Annotated in this window: 16 protein-coding genes; 9 read left to right on the forward strand and 7 right to left on the reverse strand. The window is 48.4% G+C overall.

Features of this window, described 5'->3' with window-relative positions; all coding sequences use genetic code 11:
• Positions 1-167: 167 nt before the first annotated feature.
• On the reverse strand, positions 168-3773 hold the full coding sequence (locus P6910_RS18800; RefSeq protein WP_317142782.1) for a hypothetical protein: 3606 nt from the start codon (positions 3771-3773) through the stop codon (positions 168-170).
• 124 nt (positions 3774-3897) lie between these two features.
• Between P6910_RS18800 and P6910_RS18805 the strand changes: the two genes are divergently transcribed.
• Entirely contained in the window at positions 3898-4473 is a 576-nt protein-coding gene (locus tag P6910_RS18805; protein WP_317142783.1) for a DNA-3-methyladenine glycosylase I, read from the forward strand.
• Between the two features lie 334 nt (positions 4474-4807).
• On the opposite strand, the gene P6910_RS18810 is transcribed toward P6910_RS18805, so the two are convergent.
• Complete coding sequence (locus tag P6910_RS18810) at positions 4808-5296, reverse strand: type II toxin-antitoxin system YhaV family toxin (protein WP_317142784.1); 489 nt, start codon at positions 5294-5296, stop codon at positions 4808-4810.
• 6 nt (positions 5297-5302) lie between these two features.
• Positions 5303-5623, reverse strand: a complete 321-nt coding sequence (locus P6910_RS18815) for a type II toxin-antitoxin system PrlF family antitoxin (RefSeq protein ID WP_317142785.1) — start codon at positions 5621-5623, stop codon at positions 5303-5305.
• 393 nt (positions 5624-6016) lie between these two features.
• Between P6910_RS18815 and P6910_RS18820 the strand changes: the two genes are divergently transcribed.
• Together P6910_RS18820 and P6910_RS18825 are read left to right on the forward strand one after the other, a co-directional pair.
• Complete coding sequence (locus P6910_RS18820) at positions 6017-6787, forward strand: type IV pili methyl-accepting chemotaxis transducer N-terminal domain-containing protein (protein WP_317142786.1); 771 nt, start codon at positions 6017-6019, stop codon at positions 6785-6787.
• Positions 6788-7239: 452 nt separating this feature from the next.
• Positions 7240-7908, forward strand: a complete 669-nt coding sequence (locus tag P6910_RS18825; RefSeq protein WP_317142787.1) for a hypothetical protein — start codon at positions 7240-7242, stop codon at positions 7906-7908.
• A 59-nt stretch (positions 7909-7967) separates the two neighbouring features.
• Here P6910_RS18825 and P6910_RS18830 read toward each other — a convergent pair whose 3' ends face one another.
• The gene (locus P6910_RS18830; RefSeq protein ID WP_317142788.1) at positions 7968-8882 is read right to left on the reverse strand and encodes a Tim44 domain-containing protein; all 915 of its coding nucleotides are present in this window, start codon (positions 8880-8882) and stop codon (positions 7968-7970) included.
• Positions 8883-9203: 321 nt separating this feature from the next.
• Between P6910_RS18830 and P6910_RS18835 the strand changes: the two genes are divergently transcribed.
• Positions 9204-9536 carry a hypothetical protein gene (locus P6910_RS18835; RefSeq protein ID WP_317142789.1) on the forward strand — a complete coding sequence of 111 codons (333 nt, stop codon included), beginning with the start codon at positions 9204-9206 and terminating at the stop codon, positions 9534-9536.
• A gap of 2 nt (positions 9537-9538) precedes the next feature.
• Positions 9539-9694 (forward strand): hypothetical protein, encoded by a 156-nt coding sequence (locus P6910_RS18840; protein ID WP_317142790.1) that lies wholly within the window; start codon positions 9539-9541, stop codon positions 9692-9694.
• A gap of 209 nt (positions 9695-9903) precedes the next feature.
• Here the strand turns inward: P6910_RS18840 and arfB are convergent, their stop codons facing one another.
• Positions 9904-10320, reverse strand: a complete 417-nt coding sequence (gene arfB, locus P6910_RS18845) for an alternative ribosome rescue aminoacyl-tRNA hydrolase ArfB (RefSeq protein WP_317142791.1) — start codon at positions 10318-10320, stop codon at positions 9904-9906.
• A 5-nt stretch (positions 10321-10325) separates the two neighbouring features.
• Entirely contained in the window at positions 10326-10688 is a 363-nt protein-coding gene (locus P6910_RS18850; protein ID WP_317142792.1) for a DUF2288 domain-containing protein, read from the reverse strand.
• A 174-nt stretch (positions 10689-10862) separates the two neighbouring features.
• Here P6910_RS18850 and P6910_RS18855 point away from each other — a divergent pair, with 174 nt between their 5' ends.
• The 3 genes from P6910_RS18855 (at position 10863) to P6910_RS18865 (ending at position 17589) form a co-directional block, all read left to right on the forward strand.
• Entirely contained in the window at positions 10863-14000 is a 3138-nt protein-coding gene (locus tag P6910_RS18855) for a hypothetical protein (protein WP_317142793.1), read from the forward strand.
• 60 nt (positions 14001-14060) lie between these two features.
• Positions 14061-14303: a hypothetical protein gene (locus P6910_RS18860; RefSeq protein ID WP_317142794.1), complete on the forward strand. Its 243-nt coding sequence runs from the start codon at positions 14061-14063 to the stop codon at positions 14301-14303.
• Between the two features lie 133 nt (positions 14304-14436).
• On the forward strand, positions 14437-17589 hold the full coding sequence (locus P6910_RS18865; protein ID WP_317142795.1) for a hypothetical protein: 3153 nt from the start codon (positions 14437-14439) through the stop codon (positions 17587-17589).
• Between the two features lie 60 nt (positions 17590-17649).
• Here P6910_RS18865 and P6910_RS18870 read toward each other — a convergent pair whose 3' ends face one another.
• Complete coding sequence (locus tag P6910_RS18870) at positions 17650-18372, reverse strand: SDR family oxidoreductase (protein WP_317142796.1); 723 nt, start codon at positions 18370-18372, stop codon at positions 17650-17652.
• Positions 18373-18702: 330 nt separating this feature from the next.
• Between P6910_RS18870 and P6910_RS18875 the strand changes: the two genes are divergently transcribed.
• Positions 18703-19332: a glutathione S-transferase gene (locus tag P6910_RS18875; RefSeq protein ID WP_317142797.1), complete on the forward strand. Its 630-nt coding sequence runs from the start codon at positions 18703-18705 to the stop codon at positions 19330-19332.
• Positions 19333-19337 lie beyond the last annotated feature (5 nt).

Below are 19337 nucleotides of genomic sequence, written 5' to 3' on the forward strand. Positions count from 1 at the left end.
GTTTCTGAACCTCCGTTCGGGCATATGCAGTCCTCTGGACTGAGAGAGCTTAGCCTGCTGGACCAGAGAAGACCACTGGCCAATGAGCCAGAGCAAGGCAGGGGCAGCTGCGGTACAGGACGGCCTTAAGTCCTGCAGGCTTCAGGAGGTTCGTTAAGAACATTTCTCTACTCAGACGCCCTATTGGAAAGAACTGACTCTGCCAGCTCAAGGTGAAGCAGTGCCCTGTTTTCCCCCTCTTTGACCGCCTGTTGCAACAACTGAACCGCTCTGGCCGGGTTGGAAACCTTACCTTCAACACCGTAAAGGTTGCGTATACCGTGCTGGTAGAGTTCATCCGGTGTGGCATCGTGTAATCCTTTGTGTTTCATTCGCTTTTCCAGAGCATGAATACTCTTTTCGACCCCCGCAGCAGGATGTATGAAAATCTTCCGACCGTTTTCTATTCTGTTAGCCAGAATAGTTTTTGCTACTCTCCCTTTGACTCCCTGTCCCTGTGTAGCCATTTCCTCAAGCTGGTTCAGGGCTTTGTAGAAAGCAGAAGGTTTATGAACATGGGTCAGCAAATCACCTGCTTCAGCCAGCAACGCATAAGGCTCCCGCTCTTCACAGAGTTGCTTTTGAAGCGCTATCGCTGCAGGGTATTTTTTCCTGGCAGCAAGCGATAATCTGCGGGCCGATTCAATAATCCGATACTCTTTCTCGTCCTCGCCCATCTGATCCGGCCTGATGGCATGGAGCCAGTCTCTTAAAACGACACTTGTATAGTAATTCAGACTGGGATCTTCCGGCTTCTTCTTAAGTGCTTCTGCCAACACTTCATAAGCTTCTTTGATCAGCCCTGCCTGCGAAGCGGAGAGAGCCAGAGCTACAGGATCAATCTGTGAACGGTAGGGCTGTTTCAGCATGGCTTCGGCCAGAGGCGGAGTGACAGGCCACTGAAGGCTCCTGAATAACAGGATGCCCCGACCGGCTGTGCCCGGATACTGAAAAAGTAATCCGGCTAATGTTTTCAGATAGCTGAAGGACAGTTGATCCCCGCCCTTCGACCTCTCTATCCAGGGTTGAAGCTGCAACGCTTTCAGCAGACGCTCAGCCCGATCAGATCCGACCTGCCGACAATAGCTCTCCAGTGTTGAGAGAGCCTGCAGGTCGCCCGTATTGATCTTATGTATAAAATCTTTGTCGTCTGTTAAAACATTGCCCCAACAGACACCGGTATAATAATGCAGCAAAACCGGAAGAGAGAGCTTTTCGCCCCGAACAGCCTCTTGCGGTGCTTTCATGATCGGGATGGGGTAGCTCAATGGACCAATACCCAGTGAAATACAGAGCTGTCCGTCGGCCACATTTATCCCCTTGAACGAAGCCCAACCGGCTGCTCCGATAAGACCACTTCTGAACCATTGATCCCATGAAGACCATTGTGTCCAGGCGGATTTATCCACGTCCTTTTCATCCAGATCAAAGGAGAGAAACTCGGCTGTTTTTGGGTCCACCAGCCCCTTCTCTACCTTTACTTTAACTGAAGCTTTCAGCTTTCTGCCCTTAAGGAAACCTGTGGGTATGTTTTGTTGGATAGCTTGGGGAAGCTGCTCGAAATCCTTGATAAGGTCATCACCACGCAAAAAAACATCGTTGAGATAAACGTATCCAGTGCCTTCTTCATCCAGTTTTGTAGTCAGGTTTCCAACCTTGACAGAGCCGGCTCTGACGCCATCGATACTGATATTTCCGGGAGCGACTTCCGTAATCGCTAAAGATTGCCCTAAATCCCCTTCTTTGAACTTCGCATTAGAGACCTCACACTGATCTACAGTCACATTGCCCCTGACTGGAACAGAAAACTTGCTGGCCTGAGTCTTGACGGCCACCTGCCCCTCACCTGATAAGTGTGTTTTACCGACACTGAGCTTGAGTTCAGCATCCCCTTTATCACTGTCTTTGAGATGAGCAGAGAGCTTCTGTACCTGCCCACCCAGGTTTTGGGGCAGCTCAATGCGGGTATCTCGCCAATGAATCGAGGATGGCTGGCCATGGGTATTAACGGTCAGCCGGTTTGTTTCAATTTCGGTTTGAACCTGCCCCTGATGCAGAGCCCTTGAAAGCTTTAAATCTTCACCTCTGACATCAGCATGACAATTAACACTGTTACCAGAATCCGCTCCCAGCTTCTGATTGAGCCTCAGCCCGGCTGAAAAGGTTTTTGCACGACTGCTAAAACCTGTTGTATCCTCAGCCAGCTTACCCTCCATATGAACCTTATTCAGATCCAGGTGCGCTTGTGCTGTTCCGTTATTTTCTAGCTCCAGATGGCCTGCATCAAGTTCCAGGTCGACACTTCCAGACCCATTTTGAACTTCTTCTTTTGATAACTGCACCTTCAACTGCAGATGAAGGTCGCTGGTTCTGACCCTGAGGCCGGAGGACTGTTTTTCCAGTTCAGAGATCCAGTCAAAATCTTCCTCTTTGTCAGAGGTTATTAAATCCATAGGCTTGAGCTTTTTCTCACGGGCAACACCATACAGGACATCCGAAAGCCCTCCTGTATCCACTTCCATGGTATTCGCATTGACGGCCAGCGTTCTTTCCGTTTCACCCTGTATGCACTCAACAGGCTTGAGCTCATTAACCACCTTAAGCCCTTCCACCCTGCTCAGTGGCAAAGGCAGACCTTTTCTGGCTATCTCAAGATCATGAACCGTCAGATCAAATGGGTGCTCGAGCAGAGAAAACAGCATACTGATGCTTTCTTTTACCCCGACACTTAACCCCCCTGTAAATGCAAACAGGGCTGCCGGGTCCGGTTCATCCAGAGAAGCCTTTATTTTTCCTACGGAGACCCCTGTCCGGTCGAGCTGGAAGAATGTACCTTTCTGCCTGCGAATACGGTGAAGTGCCCTTAAAAAGCCTGTAATCCCCTTTCCCCTGATATAGGCATTAATTCCTGCTGCCACTCTGCCCTGAATACTGGCATCCATATCCTTGATTTCGATATCCATTTTAAGAGGCGGCTGACCGGGCACATTAACATTAACAGAGCCCTTAACATCCAAGGCAATTTTGGGGTAGGTCTGCCCCGTGTCCGAATCCAAAAGCTCCACTTTGTGGACTCTTAACTCAACATGCCTCAATTTGGCTTTGCCACCTCCCAGTGTGAGTCCGTCAAGATGAACAGTATGATCCTGTAACTCACCTCTATGCAGAGCTTTGAGAGATCGCAACAGCCTGAGGTAACTGCGAATCTCGTAATCCCTGGCCACTCTTGCCTGCTTTTTCTGTTTACGCAACAGCATCTGCTTTTTTTTCAGAATCCGGCGTTCATCAAGCGTTTTCTTTTCAGGCTTGCTGTGAATCGCGTCCCTGACCCTTTTCAACTGTTTGTTCAGTTGTCTGACGACGGCTGCCCTGCGGAAGCTGACTTTTGAGCGAACTTTTTTGAAGTCCAGCACCCAGATTATGACCGAAGCCAACAGCCTCTCGAACACGCTTGATCTGATTTTTGGCGGGGCAGGAAAGGCGGCTTCCGGGGTTGCAGGTATATCATCAATCTGAATCAGTGGCTGGGCATCGACCACTTTGGGGTGTCGGGAATCCAGACTTTGAGGTGCAGTGTGCCATCCCTCTTGCGAGAACGTTAATCCTTCTTCTCCATCCACAACAGAAACATCTCGAAAGCCTGATGAAACGGTGTTTTTTGATGAAGGCTCATCCGGCAAATGAGAAGGTACAGATGACAACACTGAACCGGATGATGACGCTTTGGATGGCATGACTTCCTTCCATGAAGTTGCTACTGTTTCAGCTTAGCCAAAATCACTGCCGACAGTTCAATAGTGCCATTGACCTGTTCACTAGTATTTTACTCTTCACGGCAATCATTTGGGAGTCATCCTTTTGACAAATCAACGATGCACCTGGTGCACAGAAGACCCGGACTACATTCGATATCATGATGAAGAGTGGGGCATTCCCTGTCACGACGATCGGAAGCTGTTTGAATTTCTGATTCTGGAAGGTGCCCAGGCAGGTCTCAGCTGGATCACCATACTCAAACGCCGGGAGGGCTACCGCAGGGCCTTTGCAGGCTTTGATCCTGCTGCGGTCGCCCAATTCACCGGGCAAGATGCAGAAAGACTGCTCCAGGATGAAGGTATTGTCAGAAACCGGCTGAAAGTGAACAGTGCTATCAAGAATGCCCGGGCTTTTCTGAAGATTCAGGAAGAGTTTGGCAGCTTTAAGCAATATATCTGGTCCTTTGTGAATCACACTCCAATCCGGAACCAATGGCAAACAATGTCTGAAGTGCCCGTCACCACCCCGGAATCCGATGCCATGAGTAAAGACCTGAAAAAAAGAGGTTTTTCATTTGTAGGCAGTACTATCTGTTATGCCTACATGCAAGCTATGGGGATGGTGAATGATCATCTGGTGGGCTGTCCTTCGTACTCCCAACCAGACTTTGTTGGTTGAACCACAAGGTGAAAATACGGTTGAGCACTGAACGGTGACTTTCAAGGAAGATGTCGCCTCAAATAATGCAGCTAAATCACAACGCTGAAGAAGCTCTATCCATCAATTTCATTGAAATGATGTACTAGCAGCCTGTCGGACTTAAGCGTCCGTAGCGAGGATTGCAAGAAATTGAGGATAAAAATCTCTGTTTCTGAGGAGAATAGCGAGCTATTTGACGAAGAAACAGGGATTTTTAGACCAATTTATTGCAACCGCACGACTGCATGGATGCAGGAGCTAGAGCAACGCAGGAGCAGTTGCCGTGTAGGACAGTCTTAAGTCCGACAGGCTGCTAGAGATTTTTAAAGAATTCATCCAGATCCTCAATGCCTTGGTATTCATTCATGAGATCCTGCCAACTGTCAGGAGGCGTTTCCGCATTCACCAGTTTCCCAAACACCGAATATGCATCGGTCTTGCTACCGTAGGCACGTTTGGTTTTTTCGTCATTTACCCAAGCATATATGATGATTCTGGCTGCTTCGTCGTAGCGGAAAAACAGCCGGTACTGTTGAAAAAACTTAGCTCGAAACCAGTGCTTTCTGGCTTTTCCAAGCGTCAAGCCTTGACGGTATGAAGGATCAGAGGGATTGCTTGGAACCCGTTTAAATGCCAACTGGTTGATTGCCGCCAGTCGTTTTGTGGCGTTTTTCTTTTGAAAGGAATCTGGATGCTGTTGTTTCAGTTTTTTGACCTCGACAGCCAAGCTCTTGAGTTGTGCGACAAACATGGGGTGGGCAAGAATTGTCCAGCCATGAAAGTCATTACGGGTGGAAGGCATTGCCGATCAATCCTCACCAAGTGGCTCATCGAGATCAATATCAATCTCCCCAACCAGATCATTGAGATTTCGGGCAAGCTCCGGGGAAAGCGGCTTCAGTGTTCGGGGATGGTTTTTCATATCCCGCTCAAGAAAATCCAGGAAGCCTGCTACTACAGGGTCTACTTCGTCACTCTGACACTTGGAAAGCAGGACGCTGCCATCGGAGCGAATCTCATACTGAAGCTTTTCCTGCTTGTTTAATTCCAGCGCCTTTCTGACCGAGGCCGGAATAGTCGTCTGATAACGATCCGTCAGGGTGGATTGATCTACGAACACATTTTTCATGATGAAACCTCCGAGTGTTAACCATCACTTATCGTGGTAATGCAAATGCATTACCACGTCAAAGACAGGGTTGCGGGTGAAACGGCCAACAAACGGGGACTGATCGCCCTGGTGCTGGTAGTTCGAGGTTTGAGCCTATTCCCTCAGAAAGAGGGTGAATCAGAACTTGTTATTTCTCGTATGGTTAGATTTTTATCCTTCAACCAACACTCTCCATAACTATTCAGCTCTGGCATATATTCTGCAGATAGCTTTGCAACATAACCTGTTGAGCCAAAAACTCATCAGGATGCCCCCGGATAGCGCAGAGAGCGAACAACAACAGTGCAAATTTTCAGAATACTTCCCAACGTCCGCCCACTTTTACTCTGTTATAAATACTTGGGCTTTGTTATGGCGTATTTAATCGCTTACTCAGGAGAAACGACAGCCTCCCTGAACGATGCCGAAGCAGTCAACACATCCGGTTTGCAACGGATGCTGTCTCAGCGAGTCGCTAAAAGCTACCTGATGATCGGGGCCGACATTAACTCAGAAGACGCCAGAGAGCAGCTCGATAAAAGCATTGCGCTGTTTGAAAATAACTTTCAGGCTTTATCAGATTATGCGCCCAACGAAGTCATTAAACATCAGCTAAGTGTGGTTGCGAAAGACTGGGAAACCTACAAAAAAATGGCACTGTCAGAACCCGACAGAGAAGCTGCAGCCGACCTCATTCAAAAGGCTCTGACGGTATTCAACAGCAGCAATGACCTGGTTACATTGATTGAAAAGCACTCTGCCACCAGCAAAGCCAGACTGGTCAATATTTCAGGTCGACAGCGCGCGCTCAGCCAGAGAATTGCCATGTATTATCAGGCTCTGGCCTGGGGCGTCGGTGGTAGTGACTACGAGCAAGGTTTTGAAGAATCCATGGCTCTGTTTGAAAGCTCACTGAATGAACTCGACCAGTCTCCCGTGAATACCCCTGAAATCAGAAAGCTGCTCTCCAAGGTTAAAGCCCAATGGTTTTTTTCCAAGTCAGGATTTACGCAATATAAGCAGGGACGCTACATGCCTACAGCCATCTCTGTCACCACAGAATCCATTCTCAGGAAAATGCAGGTATTGACCCAAAAGTACGAACAGGTCATGGTCAATGGTCAGGGGCTAGCCAGCAGCTAGCAGCCTGTCGGACTTAAGTCTGCCCTACACGGCAACTGCTCCTGCGTTGCTCTAGCTCCTGCATCCATGCAGTCGTGCGGTTGCGATAAATTGGTCTACAAATTCCTGCCTCTTCGTCAAATAGCCCCGCTATTCTCCTCAGAAGCAGAAATTTTTATCCTCAATTTCTCGCAATCCTCGCTGCGGGCGCTTAAGTCCGACAGGCTGCTAGTCCCTGGCTTCACCAGCGGTATCAGGATACATACCTTTGAAACGCAAGCTGATCTCAGCAAGACTGTTATTGTAAACACCTCCCCAACCCGACACCGTCCGCTGACCGTGGTGACTGCCGGAGGTTTCTGGATGCAAGGCTATACCCTCTCGCCATGTCCTTTTCCTGCTTACAGAACGTGTTTACGAACTTTCCCTGTTTTTTCTTGTCGAATTAAATAAGCCAATTCACGGAGTGACTTATGATTCCATCTAATTCAACTAAACCACCTTTATTGGTTACTGGTTCTGGCAAACCGACAACAGGGCCAGATCAGCCAGAAACGGTCAGAGCTGCTGCTGTTGACGCCCAAAAAACCTCTGGCCTTGATAATCCAACGTCCCATGGTGCAGCCAGTCCATTGCCTTCATATTCTATTGAGTCTTCAGACGATGAATCTGAAGACAGTGATCATGATTTTTCAAAACTGCTGGACGAGTATCTTGAAGGCAGTAAAAGCGGAATTTTAAAACTGTTTTCGGATGAACGTGAATGGGTTGATATGGACAAAAACGTTCAAGCACTCAGGCTTGTTAATAGTTTATTCCTTGTTCATGTTCCTGATCAGGGTCGGGCCTACAAAGCCTGGTATATTTCCGCGATGGATTTGCATCATATATTCAGGCCAGAGTTACGAGATATACTCGGGGCGGTCAGCCGCTTAGAAGCTGAAGCTTCTAACGAGAGAGTAAAAACCTGGAAAGAATTCGTGCAAGAAACGCCTGGAACCAGCTATTTGTGCGGTCCTAATGCTGACGATAAAGCACGGGATTTTTTTAATGTTGACCCTGTCAATGTCACTAAAACCAATAAAGGGCCAGTGACCGTCACATTTGATATTGCTACCAGAAGTTTTCAGCAAATCACATGAAGATCGTCGACCATAGAGCCCAGCCAGGGAAAGGCAATACACCTTTCCCTCAAGCTCCGTCAGGCTTCAATACCCACAATCAGCCAGGGGGCATCGGGCTCTTTCAGGCTACGTTGCAGATGCCAGATATCGGTAATATCTTCTTCAACACCCTCAACGGTATCACGATACTTACCGGTGAAGCGCACGCTGATCTCAGCAACAGTGTCGTTGTAATCAGCCCTGCCCAGCTCAGCGTCTACAAACATCACTTCGGTATGCTGATCGCCATCCAGCATGGCTCTTTCCGCTTTTAACTGTAAAAACAGTTCAGGGTCCAGATACTCACGTATGGTGTCCAGATCGTTCCTGTTCCAGGCTTCCTGAAGCGTGCGATAATGGTCTCTGGCACCATTCATAAAAACACTCAGGTTAAAGCCTTCTGGCAGATTCATCGGGACATCACTGGCTCCAAAACCGGTTTGAGGCAGAGTTGTCTGGGCAGCCTGACCGAAGTTATCTTCCTGCTGTTCCCTGTTCTGACCAAACAGCCGATCTAATGAGGGGGACGGCTGATTCTGCCCTGACTGTTCCGGGGTGAAGTGAGCATGATTACCACCATGACCCGCTGCCATGGCTTTGGCACGGTTCATACTGCGGAACACCTTGAAGAGTACAAAAGCCAGCAAAGCAATAATCAGAATATCCATCATCTGCAGACCAGTGAAAGCACCGCCGAACAGAGAGGCAATCAGTCCACCCGCCAGCAGGCCACCCAACAACCCGCCCAGCATACCCTTGCGGGAGCCTTGAGCGGCTGTCTGTTTGCCACCCTGCTGAGGTGCAGCAGCCGGCTGTTTGGGAGCGGGAGCCGTGTTATAGGAACGGCCAAAGCTCTTGCCTCCTCCAAACTTTTTAGCATCGGCCACTGGTACGTTGAAGACGAAGCTGAAGGCCATGATGATGGCCATAAAAGAAGCAAATCGTTTTATCATTAACCCGAGAGTCTCTTGTTTCCAATACTCATGAGCCTACATCCTATTGAGAGCCAGATTTATTGCAAGTCATTTCATCAAAAGACCGGATTAATTAAATAAATCAGGTCTCAATTCATTCAGCCTGAGAGACTCTTGCTCTTTCTCCACGTAGGCGCTGTGCCAATCAAGCTGTTTCCCCACCTCAACTCTGTGACTCATTTTTTCGAGCACACTGGCAAGTTGCATTAGAGTTATCTCATGGCGATAAAGTTCCAACATTTCAAGCTTTGTTTCTACTATCACTGTTTTTTCTCAACTGGATACCCCGCACTAAAGAGCATGTCGCAAAGCTCTCTCCAGCGTGGGAACGAGTTGACTCCCGTCATTCTCGTCATTCCCGCGAAGGCGGGAATCCACACTGACTCACCACCAGAACCGTACTGCCCGGTGCTCCCCTGGCCTTGTCATCCCCGAGAAGGCAGAGACCCACCGTTGGCGCTGGATTCCCGCCTTCGCGGGAATGACGACCTCAGAGCATGGGAACGAGCTGTTGGAGTTTTGCGACACCCTCTAAAAGTACAGGGTATCCAGTTAAGAAAAGAAGATCACGGCTCTGGGGTATCAGTTCATCGCGGCACCGAGTTGGCTATAGACTTTTCCATGGGGTCCTGAAAATGATTAAGTTACAACATTCTCTGGCTCGAATGATCGCTCCTCTATTCCTGCTTCAGGCTCTGAGCCTGAAGGCTCAGACGGCAACAACCCCTTCTGCTAGCAGCCTGTCGGACTTAAGACTGTCCTACGCGGCAACTGCTCCTGCGTTGCTCTAGCTCCTGCATCCATGCAGTCGTGCGGTTGCAATAAATTGGTCTAAAAATCCCTGTTTCTTCGTCAAATAGCTCGCTATTCTCCTCAGAAACAGAGATTTTTATCCTCAATTTCTTGCAATCCTCGCTACGGACGCTTATGTCCGACAGGCTGCTAGCTGTATTGCTGAATCTGTAATCTGCCAGAGTCGGGCACTTCACCCGGTTTGTCGTCACCAGCCCTTTACCTGCCCTCTCAATGCTTTTGTCTGGCCACGCTGATGCTTTCGATCCATGCGTTTTTTCTGTGAAGTACGGGTAGGTTTGGTTGCCTTTCTTTTTTTAGTCACCGCTGTCGCTTTTTGAATCAGCCCCAGTAAGCGATTCAGAGCATCTTCACGATTTTTCTCCTGAGTTCTGAACGATTGCGCCTTAATAACAATGACACCTTCGGAAGTAATCCTCTGGTCACTGAAAGCCAGCAGCCGTTCTTTATAAAAGTCCGGAAGGGAAGAAGCTCTGATATCAAACCTTAAATGGACTGCTGAAGAGACTTTATTAACGTTTTGTCCCCCAGCCCCCTGGGCACGGATAAAATTAAACTCAATTTCATCCGAAGGAATGGTAACGGCATTGGAAATCTTCAGCATAGAATTCAGTTTCTATCCTGAACAAGCACCCAAGGACGCACAACTACCGCCCATAAATCGGCTTTTTGCTCATGCCAGTTTCTGGCCTGATCATCACTGACCGGTCCCAGTTTCCTGTCATTCAACCAGGTTTCTACCGTCGCTTTATCATCAATGGAGATACTATGAGCGACGGCAACGATATCCAGATCGGGAGCCACCGCCAGAAGGTGGCCGGAAGCAAAGTAGCGCTGGAGATCTTCCCAGGCAATTCTTGCGGTTTCCAGGTTAAGTTTGGCTTTGTTCAGCTCATTGGGGTCTAGAGAATCACTCATTAACAACCTGTCTGTCTGATAAAGATTAATAAAGGCAAAGACTACCACATCCATGTTTTTTTCAGCCAGTCAGGTCTCAAGCGCTCTCAAGCTTCATCAGGCCAGAATGTCTAACCATGCAGAGTCTCCCGGACCGGGGATAATTTTCCATTTTTTGAACCAAATCAACCTTTGCAGGTCTAAAAATCAAGACGTTACAAAAAATTCAAGTTATCGATGGAGTAAATCATGTTGTCATGGATGAACAATACTACCGCCTCAAACTTGTCCGGTTGGACCGCTCCGGAAACAAATTTTTCCAGCCCTGTTTCCACTCCAGATTTGAGCAAAAGTACAGCAGGGTCTAACGGACCCTCAAGTCGCTCTTTGCACCTGCGACAGATCACTACTACTGCTGACCAGCATCGTGAATGGATATCCCATGTTCAAAGTGCAATAGGCAAAATAGATATTCCAATTGGTAATAAATTATTGCGAGAAAAGGTAGAAGATGCCCGGCATGATCTTGAAACGATGAGTCCGATTCATCCCGGGGAGGATGAAAAGCTCTATCCGCAGTCATTACAAAAACTGATCAACTGCCTTACCGGGGAACCTGAATTTCCTGAAAATATTTCCGTTCTGAAAACGCTGGCAGATTTGGGGCTGGGTCTTGAAGGCATCTCGATGTATTTTAAAATAAACATCCCCCCCCGATTATTAGAACAACTCCTGAATAACACAGACCATGATGCAGTACTGAAAATTCTTGACAAAGATGGCAAAAATATAATCTTTATGCCAGATCCGGGCTATATGGAAATATTGGAAAAATACCTGACCCGGACGCAGATAAAGAAGGCTGCCAGAGAGCTTATGCTTACGCCGAGAATGTTCTGCCCAGTAGTCACAAAAATTAATCCATCTCTACAGTTTTCCGATCTTTCAGCAAGCTATCTGATAACAGCTATTTTCGAATCGCTGGGCATCAGGCATGGCAACCCCGGAGCATCAGAGGATTTCTGCCAGAGTATCACCACTGCAATGAATTCAGAGTACTTTATATCTCAGCTTTCTATGCTGGAAGTGAATGTACAAAGGCATGAAAAACTGATCCTGGAAGAACTGAAAAAGCTGGATGATAAAGAACGGGAACAGCTTCTGGTATCAACCTTTATATTAGGCCAGTGGGAACTGTTCAGGCGATTGCTGGCAGTCTCCTCTCCGACAATTCTTAATCGGGAGTTTAATAATGGCGGGAATATTCTTCACCTTATGGTGACAGCACTGCAGAGCGTGGGCTCTTTCGATCAGGTATGCAGCTATTCCTGTCTGAGAGCTTATACCCCCCGCTATGACCAGTTGTTTCAATATCTGCCCGCTGAGACTCTGGCCAATCAACGGGACAACAGCGGCGCAACTCCGCTGTTGCTTTTATACCGACATCACCGCGAGCAGTTAGCATCAGTGTCCATTTCCAAAGCGGAAGACAGTCAACTGGCCAGAGCCCAGCGCAGCGCTCTGATCAAGATAACCGCCTCTGCTCACCTCATTGGTTGTATGCAGGATCATTTAGACGGAAAATTCCCGTTGAATGTCAACTGGTTTTTTGAGTTTCTGCAACTCTTTAAATCTCTGCCGTCATCTACTTTTAAGGCCGTCCGCTTACGTTCTGCTGAGTATTCACACAAAAAACAGTTGTTACATAAACCCTTGCCCGGTGCAACCAGGTTACTACAGCCTGTTATCAATTATTTTCAGCATCACCCAGACGTTTTAAGGGATGAGCAGCAGACACTGGAATTAATGAGGCTAATACATCAGAACGGGTTGCCGGTTGAATTTTCTGCGCAGGTGCTCCGGGCTGCCACTGTGGGCATGCAAAAAAAACTACTTGAGCACCTGTCAGCAACACCTGATGATCGCGATTCACTCTTTATTGAACGAAACTACGACTTCATCCATTTGAGGACACGTTTCTATCCATGGCATTTGATTGGCCTTGGGATTGGTGGCGGGTGTGCACCTGATCCTGACAGATATTATTGTCAGGCTTTTCGCCATGCGGTTGCTGAATTTGACAGCAAACACCCAAAAGAGACGGTTCCGCGAATTCCCGGGCTTTGGGAAGCAGAGTTTGTCAACTGCAGGTGTATTGAAACTTACGGTCGCAGCCTGGCTTTTCCATCCAAAGACGTACCTCAGGGGTATCGCCGTTTCAAGTTCCTGAAACAGCAACATTGCTCCACAGAAGACTGGCATGATTTTGTCCGCGAGCAGCCACAGCTGGATTTTTTTCGAACCCATAAAGATAAGCTGGGCCTTGAAAGCGCTCTGCTGAAACCAAGAGGCATCTATCGTCTGTCCGATGCCCTGAATAAGTTCAAAGCCTGTGGATTACGTGAAGAAACCCTGGCAACCATTGCCCTGGAGCCCGATGGTTCGGCACTGCTGCAAGTCTTTGATGATGAAAAAAATACCCACCTTTATCATCACTATCCTTATGAAACCGGAGGCGAGGCCGGTCTCTCGGTGCAGGCATCCTTTGATGGCCTCAGACTGTTTGCCAGAGACGCGGGTCGTCTCTGGCATCACAATTTTCAGGCACCGGATACACTAACTTCATTCCATAATTCTGCTGATGGCAGATGCTGGGTACCAACAGCCTTTTTTGGAGCTCAGGGTGTTCCCGGCACGATGGGAGAGTGGAATGCCCAGCATTACCCAAACGTAGCACCTGCTCCGGTAGGGATGAGAGACTGGGCTGATATCCGCTCATTTGCTGAACATACCTCCTACAGCTTTGGTTTGCCAAAGCTCTACTTTATAACTGATCGTGAGAGACAGGGCGAATTGCGGATCACTGAGCTTGGGAAAGCTTTTTACGGGCTGGTGATTAACTGGCTCAGGGTGCGCCATGACACCGACAGTCTGGATTGCAAAAACACCGTGCAAATGAACCAGTTGCAGGATGAGCTGGTGACAATTGCCGCTGACCTGTTTGCCAGTGCCTACAAAATGAACACGGAGGCCATGAAAGCAAGGATATGCCAGGCATTCCCGGCAGAGTCGCTGAGCCGGGCTGCACTTGAGTGTGGTTACTGGTGTGACCCGAAACTCCGCTATGTAGAGGATATCAAATCAGGCCGTTTTCCTGTTGAGGTTTATCCGGATCATCCGAATCAGAGCTTTAACCCTGACCAATTAGGTCCAAAAACAGAGAACCTGACCGATCTGGGAATCAGGCGCTCATCCAGAGCCAAAGGGCCAAATCTGGGTATTAACAGCGGCACCCTGCCAATGCCCCATCTCGACAGTTTGTTCTGGTTTGCACTTTATACGGGTTGGCAACAGCAGGAGCCATCCCGGCAGAGTGTTTCAAGATAGTCATCCTGTTAATGGCCTTTTTATTGTGGGCGCAGATCAATACTCCAATCCTCTGAGAGGGTGTCGCAAAACTCTCTCCAGTGTGGGAACGAGTTGACTCCCGTCATTCTCGTCATTCCCGCGAAGGCGGGAATCCACACTGACTCACCACCAGAACCCTACTGCCCGGTGCTCCCCTGGCCTTGTCATCCCCGAGAAGGCAGAGATCCACCGTTGGCGCTGGATTCCCGCCTTCGCGGGAATGACGACCTCAGAGCATGGGAACGAGCTGTTGGAGTTTTGCGACACCCTCCTGAGCCTTGAGGTTTCCAGTGTGTCTGACCATCCAGAAGTCTCCCGGACCGGAGATAACTTTCCATGTTTTGAACCAAATCAACCTTTGCTGGTCAGATAATTAAGACGTTACAAACAAATCAAGTTTTTGATGGAGTAAATCATGTTGCCATGGGCGACCAATACGACCAATACGACCAGCTCAAACTTGTCCAGCTGGACCGTTCCGGGAACAAATACTTCCCCCCCTGTTTTCACTACAGGTTTGAGCAAAAAAACAGCCGGGGCTGACGGGACCTCTTCTGGTCGCTCTATACACTTACGACAGATCACTTCTACTCCTGGCCAGCGTCATGAATGGGTAACCCATGTTCACAATGCATTAAGAAATATTGATATTCCACTTGGTAACCGGCTTTTACGAGAACTGGTGAAAAAGGCCCAACAGGATTTTGACAGGATGAGTCAGAACAACCGCACAGACGATGAAAGATTCTATTCGCCGCCCTTGCTAAAACTGATCAACTACCTTGTTTGCTGTCCAACCCTCCCTGAAAATATTTCCGTTCTGCAGACGCTGGCTGATTTGGGGCTGGGACTTCCGGAGGTGTCGGTGAATGATAAAATACCGATACCACCGCAATTGTTGAAGCAACTCTTGGATAACACAGATCATGAAGCAGTAGAGGGCATTCTTGGCGAGCATGCCAAAACAATGATGTTTAACGCTGATCCGGGCTTTATGGAAATATTGGAGCACTACCTGAGCCCGGGACAACTTCGGTGGGCTGCCCGGGAGTTTCTGAATTATCTGGCAAGAGACTGCCATTTTCTAGTGGAAATCAATCAACTTCTACGACTTTCCGATGGTTCGGCACCGTATCTGATAAAAGCTATTTTCAAATCGCCGGGCATCAGGCATGGCAACCCTCAAGCGTCACAGGATTTCTACCAGACAATCACCACTGTAATGGCTTCAGAGGCTTTTATTTTCCAGCTTTGTTTGCTGGAAGTTAATGCCCAGAGGCATGAAAAACTGATCCTGGAAGGACTGGAAGAGCTGGATGAGGGGGAGCGGGAGCGCATGCTGGCATGTGCTTTTATATTAGGCCAGTGGGAACTGTTTAAGCGGTTGCTGTCGGGCTCATTAGCCGCAATTCTTAACCAGACGTTTGCTAACGGCAGTAATATTCTACACCTTATGGCGACAGCAATTCCGAGCTTAAAATCTGGCCGCAGCATATGCGGCTATCGCTGTCTGAATGCTTATACCCCCCGCTATGACAAGTTGTTTCAATATCTGCCCGCAGAGACTCTGGCCAACCAACGGGACAACAAGGGCGCAACTCCGCTGTTGCTTTTGTACCATCATCAATGCGCGCAATTAGCGTCGGCGGCCATGTCCGGAGCGGAAGATCGTCAGCTGGCCAGAGCCCGCCGCAGCGCTCTGATCAAGCTAACCGCTTCCGGCCATCTCATTGATTGTATGCAGGATCATTTAGACGGAAAATTCCCTTTGAATATCAACTGGTTTTTCGAGTTCCTTCAACTATACAGATCCCCGCCACCATCCACTTATAGAGCAGTCAGCTTACGCTCTACTGAGTATTCATTGTACGAACAACTAATACACAAACCCCTGCCCCGTGCAAGAGAGTTACTTCAGCCAATTATCAACTATTTTGAGCTTCACCCTGACACTTTAAGGAATGAGCAGCAAACACTGGAACTGATAAAGTTAATGCGCCAGAACGGATTGCCGGTTGAATATTCTGCGCAGGTGCTCCGGTTTACCACTGCGGACATGCAAAAAAAACTCCTTGGGCACCTGTCGGCAACAGCTGATGATCGCAACTCACTGTTTATCGAACGGCGCTACGATGTATCTTATGACGGGAAACCTTATTACTATCCATGGCATCTGATTGGCCTTGGTGTGGGTGGTAGGTGTGCACCTGATCCAGACAGGTTTTATTGCCAGGGTTTCCGTCATGCGGTTGCTGAATTTGACAGGAAACACCCAAAAGAGACGGTTCCGCAAATTTCCAGGCTTTGGGAAGCAGAGTTGGTCAACTGCAGGCGCATTAAAACTTACGGTCGCAGTCTGGCTTTTCCTTCTTCGGAGGTACCTCAGGGGTATCGCCGTTTCAAGTTCCTGAAACAACAATCTGGCTCCACAGAAAACTGGCATGATTTTGTCCGCGAGCAGCCACAGCTGGATTTTTTCCGAACCCATAAGGAAAAGCTGGGCCTCGAAAGCGCACTGCTGAAACCACGGGGTATTTATCGTCTGACCGATGCCCTGGACAAGCTCAAAGCCTGTCGATTAACTGAAGAAACCCTGGCAGCCATTGCCCTGGAGCCTGATGGTTCGGCACTGCTACAGGTCTTTGATGATGAAAAAGATACCCACCTGTATCACCACTATCCTTATGAAGCTGGAAGAGTGGACGGCCTCTCAGTGCAGGCATCCTTTGATGGTCTCAGGCTGTTTGCCAGAGACGCGGGCCGTCTCTGGCAACACAATTTTCAGGCACCGGATACATTAAGCTCATTTCATAGTGCTGCTAATGAAAGAGGCTGGGTCCCCACCCCCTTTTTTGGAAGCCAGTGTGTTCCAGGCACTATGGGAGAATGGAATGTCCAGGATTACCCAAACATAGCACCGGCCCCGGTGGGGATGAGAGACTGGGCTGATATCCGTTCATTTTCGGAGCAAACCTTCTCCAGCTTTGGTATGAGAAAACTCTATTGTGTAACTGATTGTGAGAGACAGGGCGAATTGCGGATTACTGAGCTTGGGAAAGCGTTTTATGGGCTGGTAATCAACTGGCTGAGAGTTCGCCATGACACCGACAACCTGGATTACAAAAACAGCGTGCAGACGAACCAGTTGCAGGAAGAACTGGTGACAATTGCCGCCGATCTGTTTGGTAGTGCATACAAAATGAGCACCGGGACCATGAAAGCAAGGATATCTCAGGAATTCCCGGCAGAATCGCTGCGCCGGGCTGCACTTGAGTGTGGTTACTGGTGTGACTCGGAAATCCGCTATGTTCAGGATATCAAATCAGGTCGTTTTCCTGTTGAGCTATACCCGGATCATCCGAATCAGAGTTTTGACCGTGAACGTTTGAACCCGGACAATGAGAACTTTACCGACCGGGGATTTATTCGCTCATCCAGGGCCAAAGGACCAAACCTGGGTGTTAACAGCGGCACCCTGCCACTGCCCCATCTGGACAGTTTGTTCTGGTTTGCCCTATATACAGGGTGGCGACTGCAGGAGCCGTCCCGGCGGAGTGCTTCAAAATAGTCATCCTGATAATGGCCTTTTTTATTGCCGGCGCAGATCAATACTCCAACTCTATGAGGCTTAGGGCTGCTGACGTGTAGCAGAAACCACAATTTCACGCACACAAACATTTTGAGGCTGGCTGTAAACAAAGTTCACACAGCTGGCGATGTCCTCTGGATGAATAACCCCACCCATGCTGTCTTTCCAACTTTCATAACCTTCCCTGATATCGCTGGACGTGGTGTGACTCAGCAGCTCGGTCTCTACTGCACCGGGAGCAACGGTAATCACTCTGACATTGTCGTCCGCAACTTCTTCACGCAGAGTTTCTGACAAGCCATGAACCGCAAACTTGGTACCACAGTAAGCCATATGATTAGGGAAGCCTTTGATACCAGCAATGGAACTCAGGTTAATAATGGTGCCACCCTTGCGCTTTTTCATTTTGCCAATAACAGCACCAATACCATTAAGAACACCATTCACGTTAACGCGGATCATTCGATCCCACTCGGCTGGATCTTGTTCATTCGCATTACCCAGCAACATCAAACCCGCATTATTGACCAGACAGTCGGTCTCACCGTAAACGGACTCCGCTTCATCCACTGCGGCATAAAAAGCTTCGCGATCAGTCACATCGACTTTTCTGCACAGCGTGTTGGACAGACCCAGAGCTTCCAGCTTTTCAATTCTTCTTGCCAGCAGTAACAGTGCATGGCCCTGGGCACTGAATTGACGGGCGATGGCTTCACCAATACCGGAACTGGCACCTGTAATCACTACCAATGGTTTTGTCATGGGGAGAATTCCTGTAAACCTTTGAGTATTCATCCGCCAGAACTTAAATCGTGCCTGGCATGAGTTGGTAACCAATGAGAGTTGAGCGATACTCTACCTTCAGACTCACCTCTTGCAGAAATACCTTTTGGTTTGGACATCAATGAGTTTTTATTATCTACAGGGCTGCCCGGATGCTCTGCAGCAAATACCAATGCATGAAAAATGTTATGTGAGATCAAAACTTGTGCAAAGAGTTTCAATTACTGGCAAGAACTACTGTATTATTTTTGTGCCTTGTCCACTGTCTGAATATTAGTTTCAGATGACTTAACCTGCCCGGGAACCTCCGTGAACCATAGCAATACACCCATCCTTTATTCTTTTCGTCGATGCCCTTACGCTATGCGTGCCAGACTGGCCCTGACCTACTCAGGTATTAGCCTTGAGCACAGAGAGATATTACTGAAAAACAAACCTCAGGCGATGCTCTGTGTCTCACCTAAAGGCACTGTTCCTGTTTTGGTACTTCCTGAAGGCAGAGTCATTGATGAAAGTCTGGATATCATGCTCTGGGCACTGGCTATCAATGATCCTGAAAACTGGTTACCCGGGAATCCTGGTGACAGAGCTGAAATCATGGCACTGATCCGAAAAAGTGATGTCGAGTTTAAGCCCCGGCTGGATCGCTACAAGTATGCTGACCGACACCCTGAGCATCCCATGGAGTTTTACCGTACTCAGGGTGAAGAGTTTATAGCGCTACTGGACAGCAAACTCAGCAATCAGAACGGATTAATGGGAGATAGAGTCACTCTGGCGGACATGGCAATTGCTCCTTTTATACGACAGTTTGCCCATGTAGACAGAAACTGGTTCTATTCAACGCCTTACTGGAGAGTGCATCAATGGCTGAAGCGCTTTCTTGAATCCGGGCTGTTTTTGCAAATCATGGGCAAACACCCTTTATGGGAAGATTAACATTC

This window comes from Endozoicomonas sp. 8E (assembly GCF_032883915.1).
Classification (GTDB): domain Bacteria; phylum Pseudomonadota; class Gammaproteobacteria; order Pseudomonadales; family Endozoicomonadaceae; genus Endozoicomonas_A.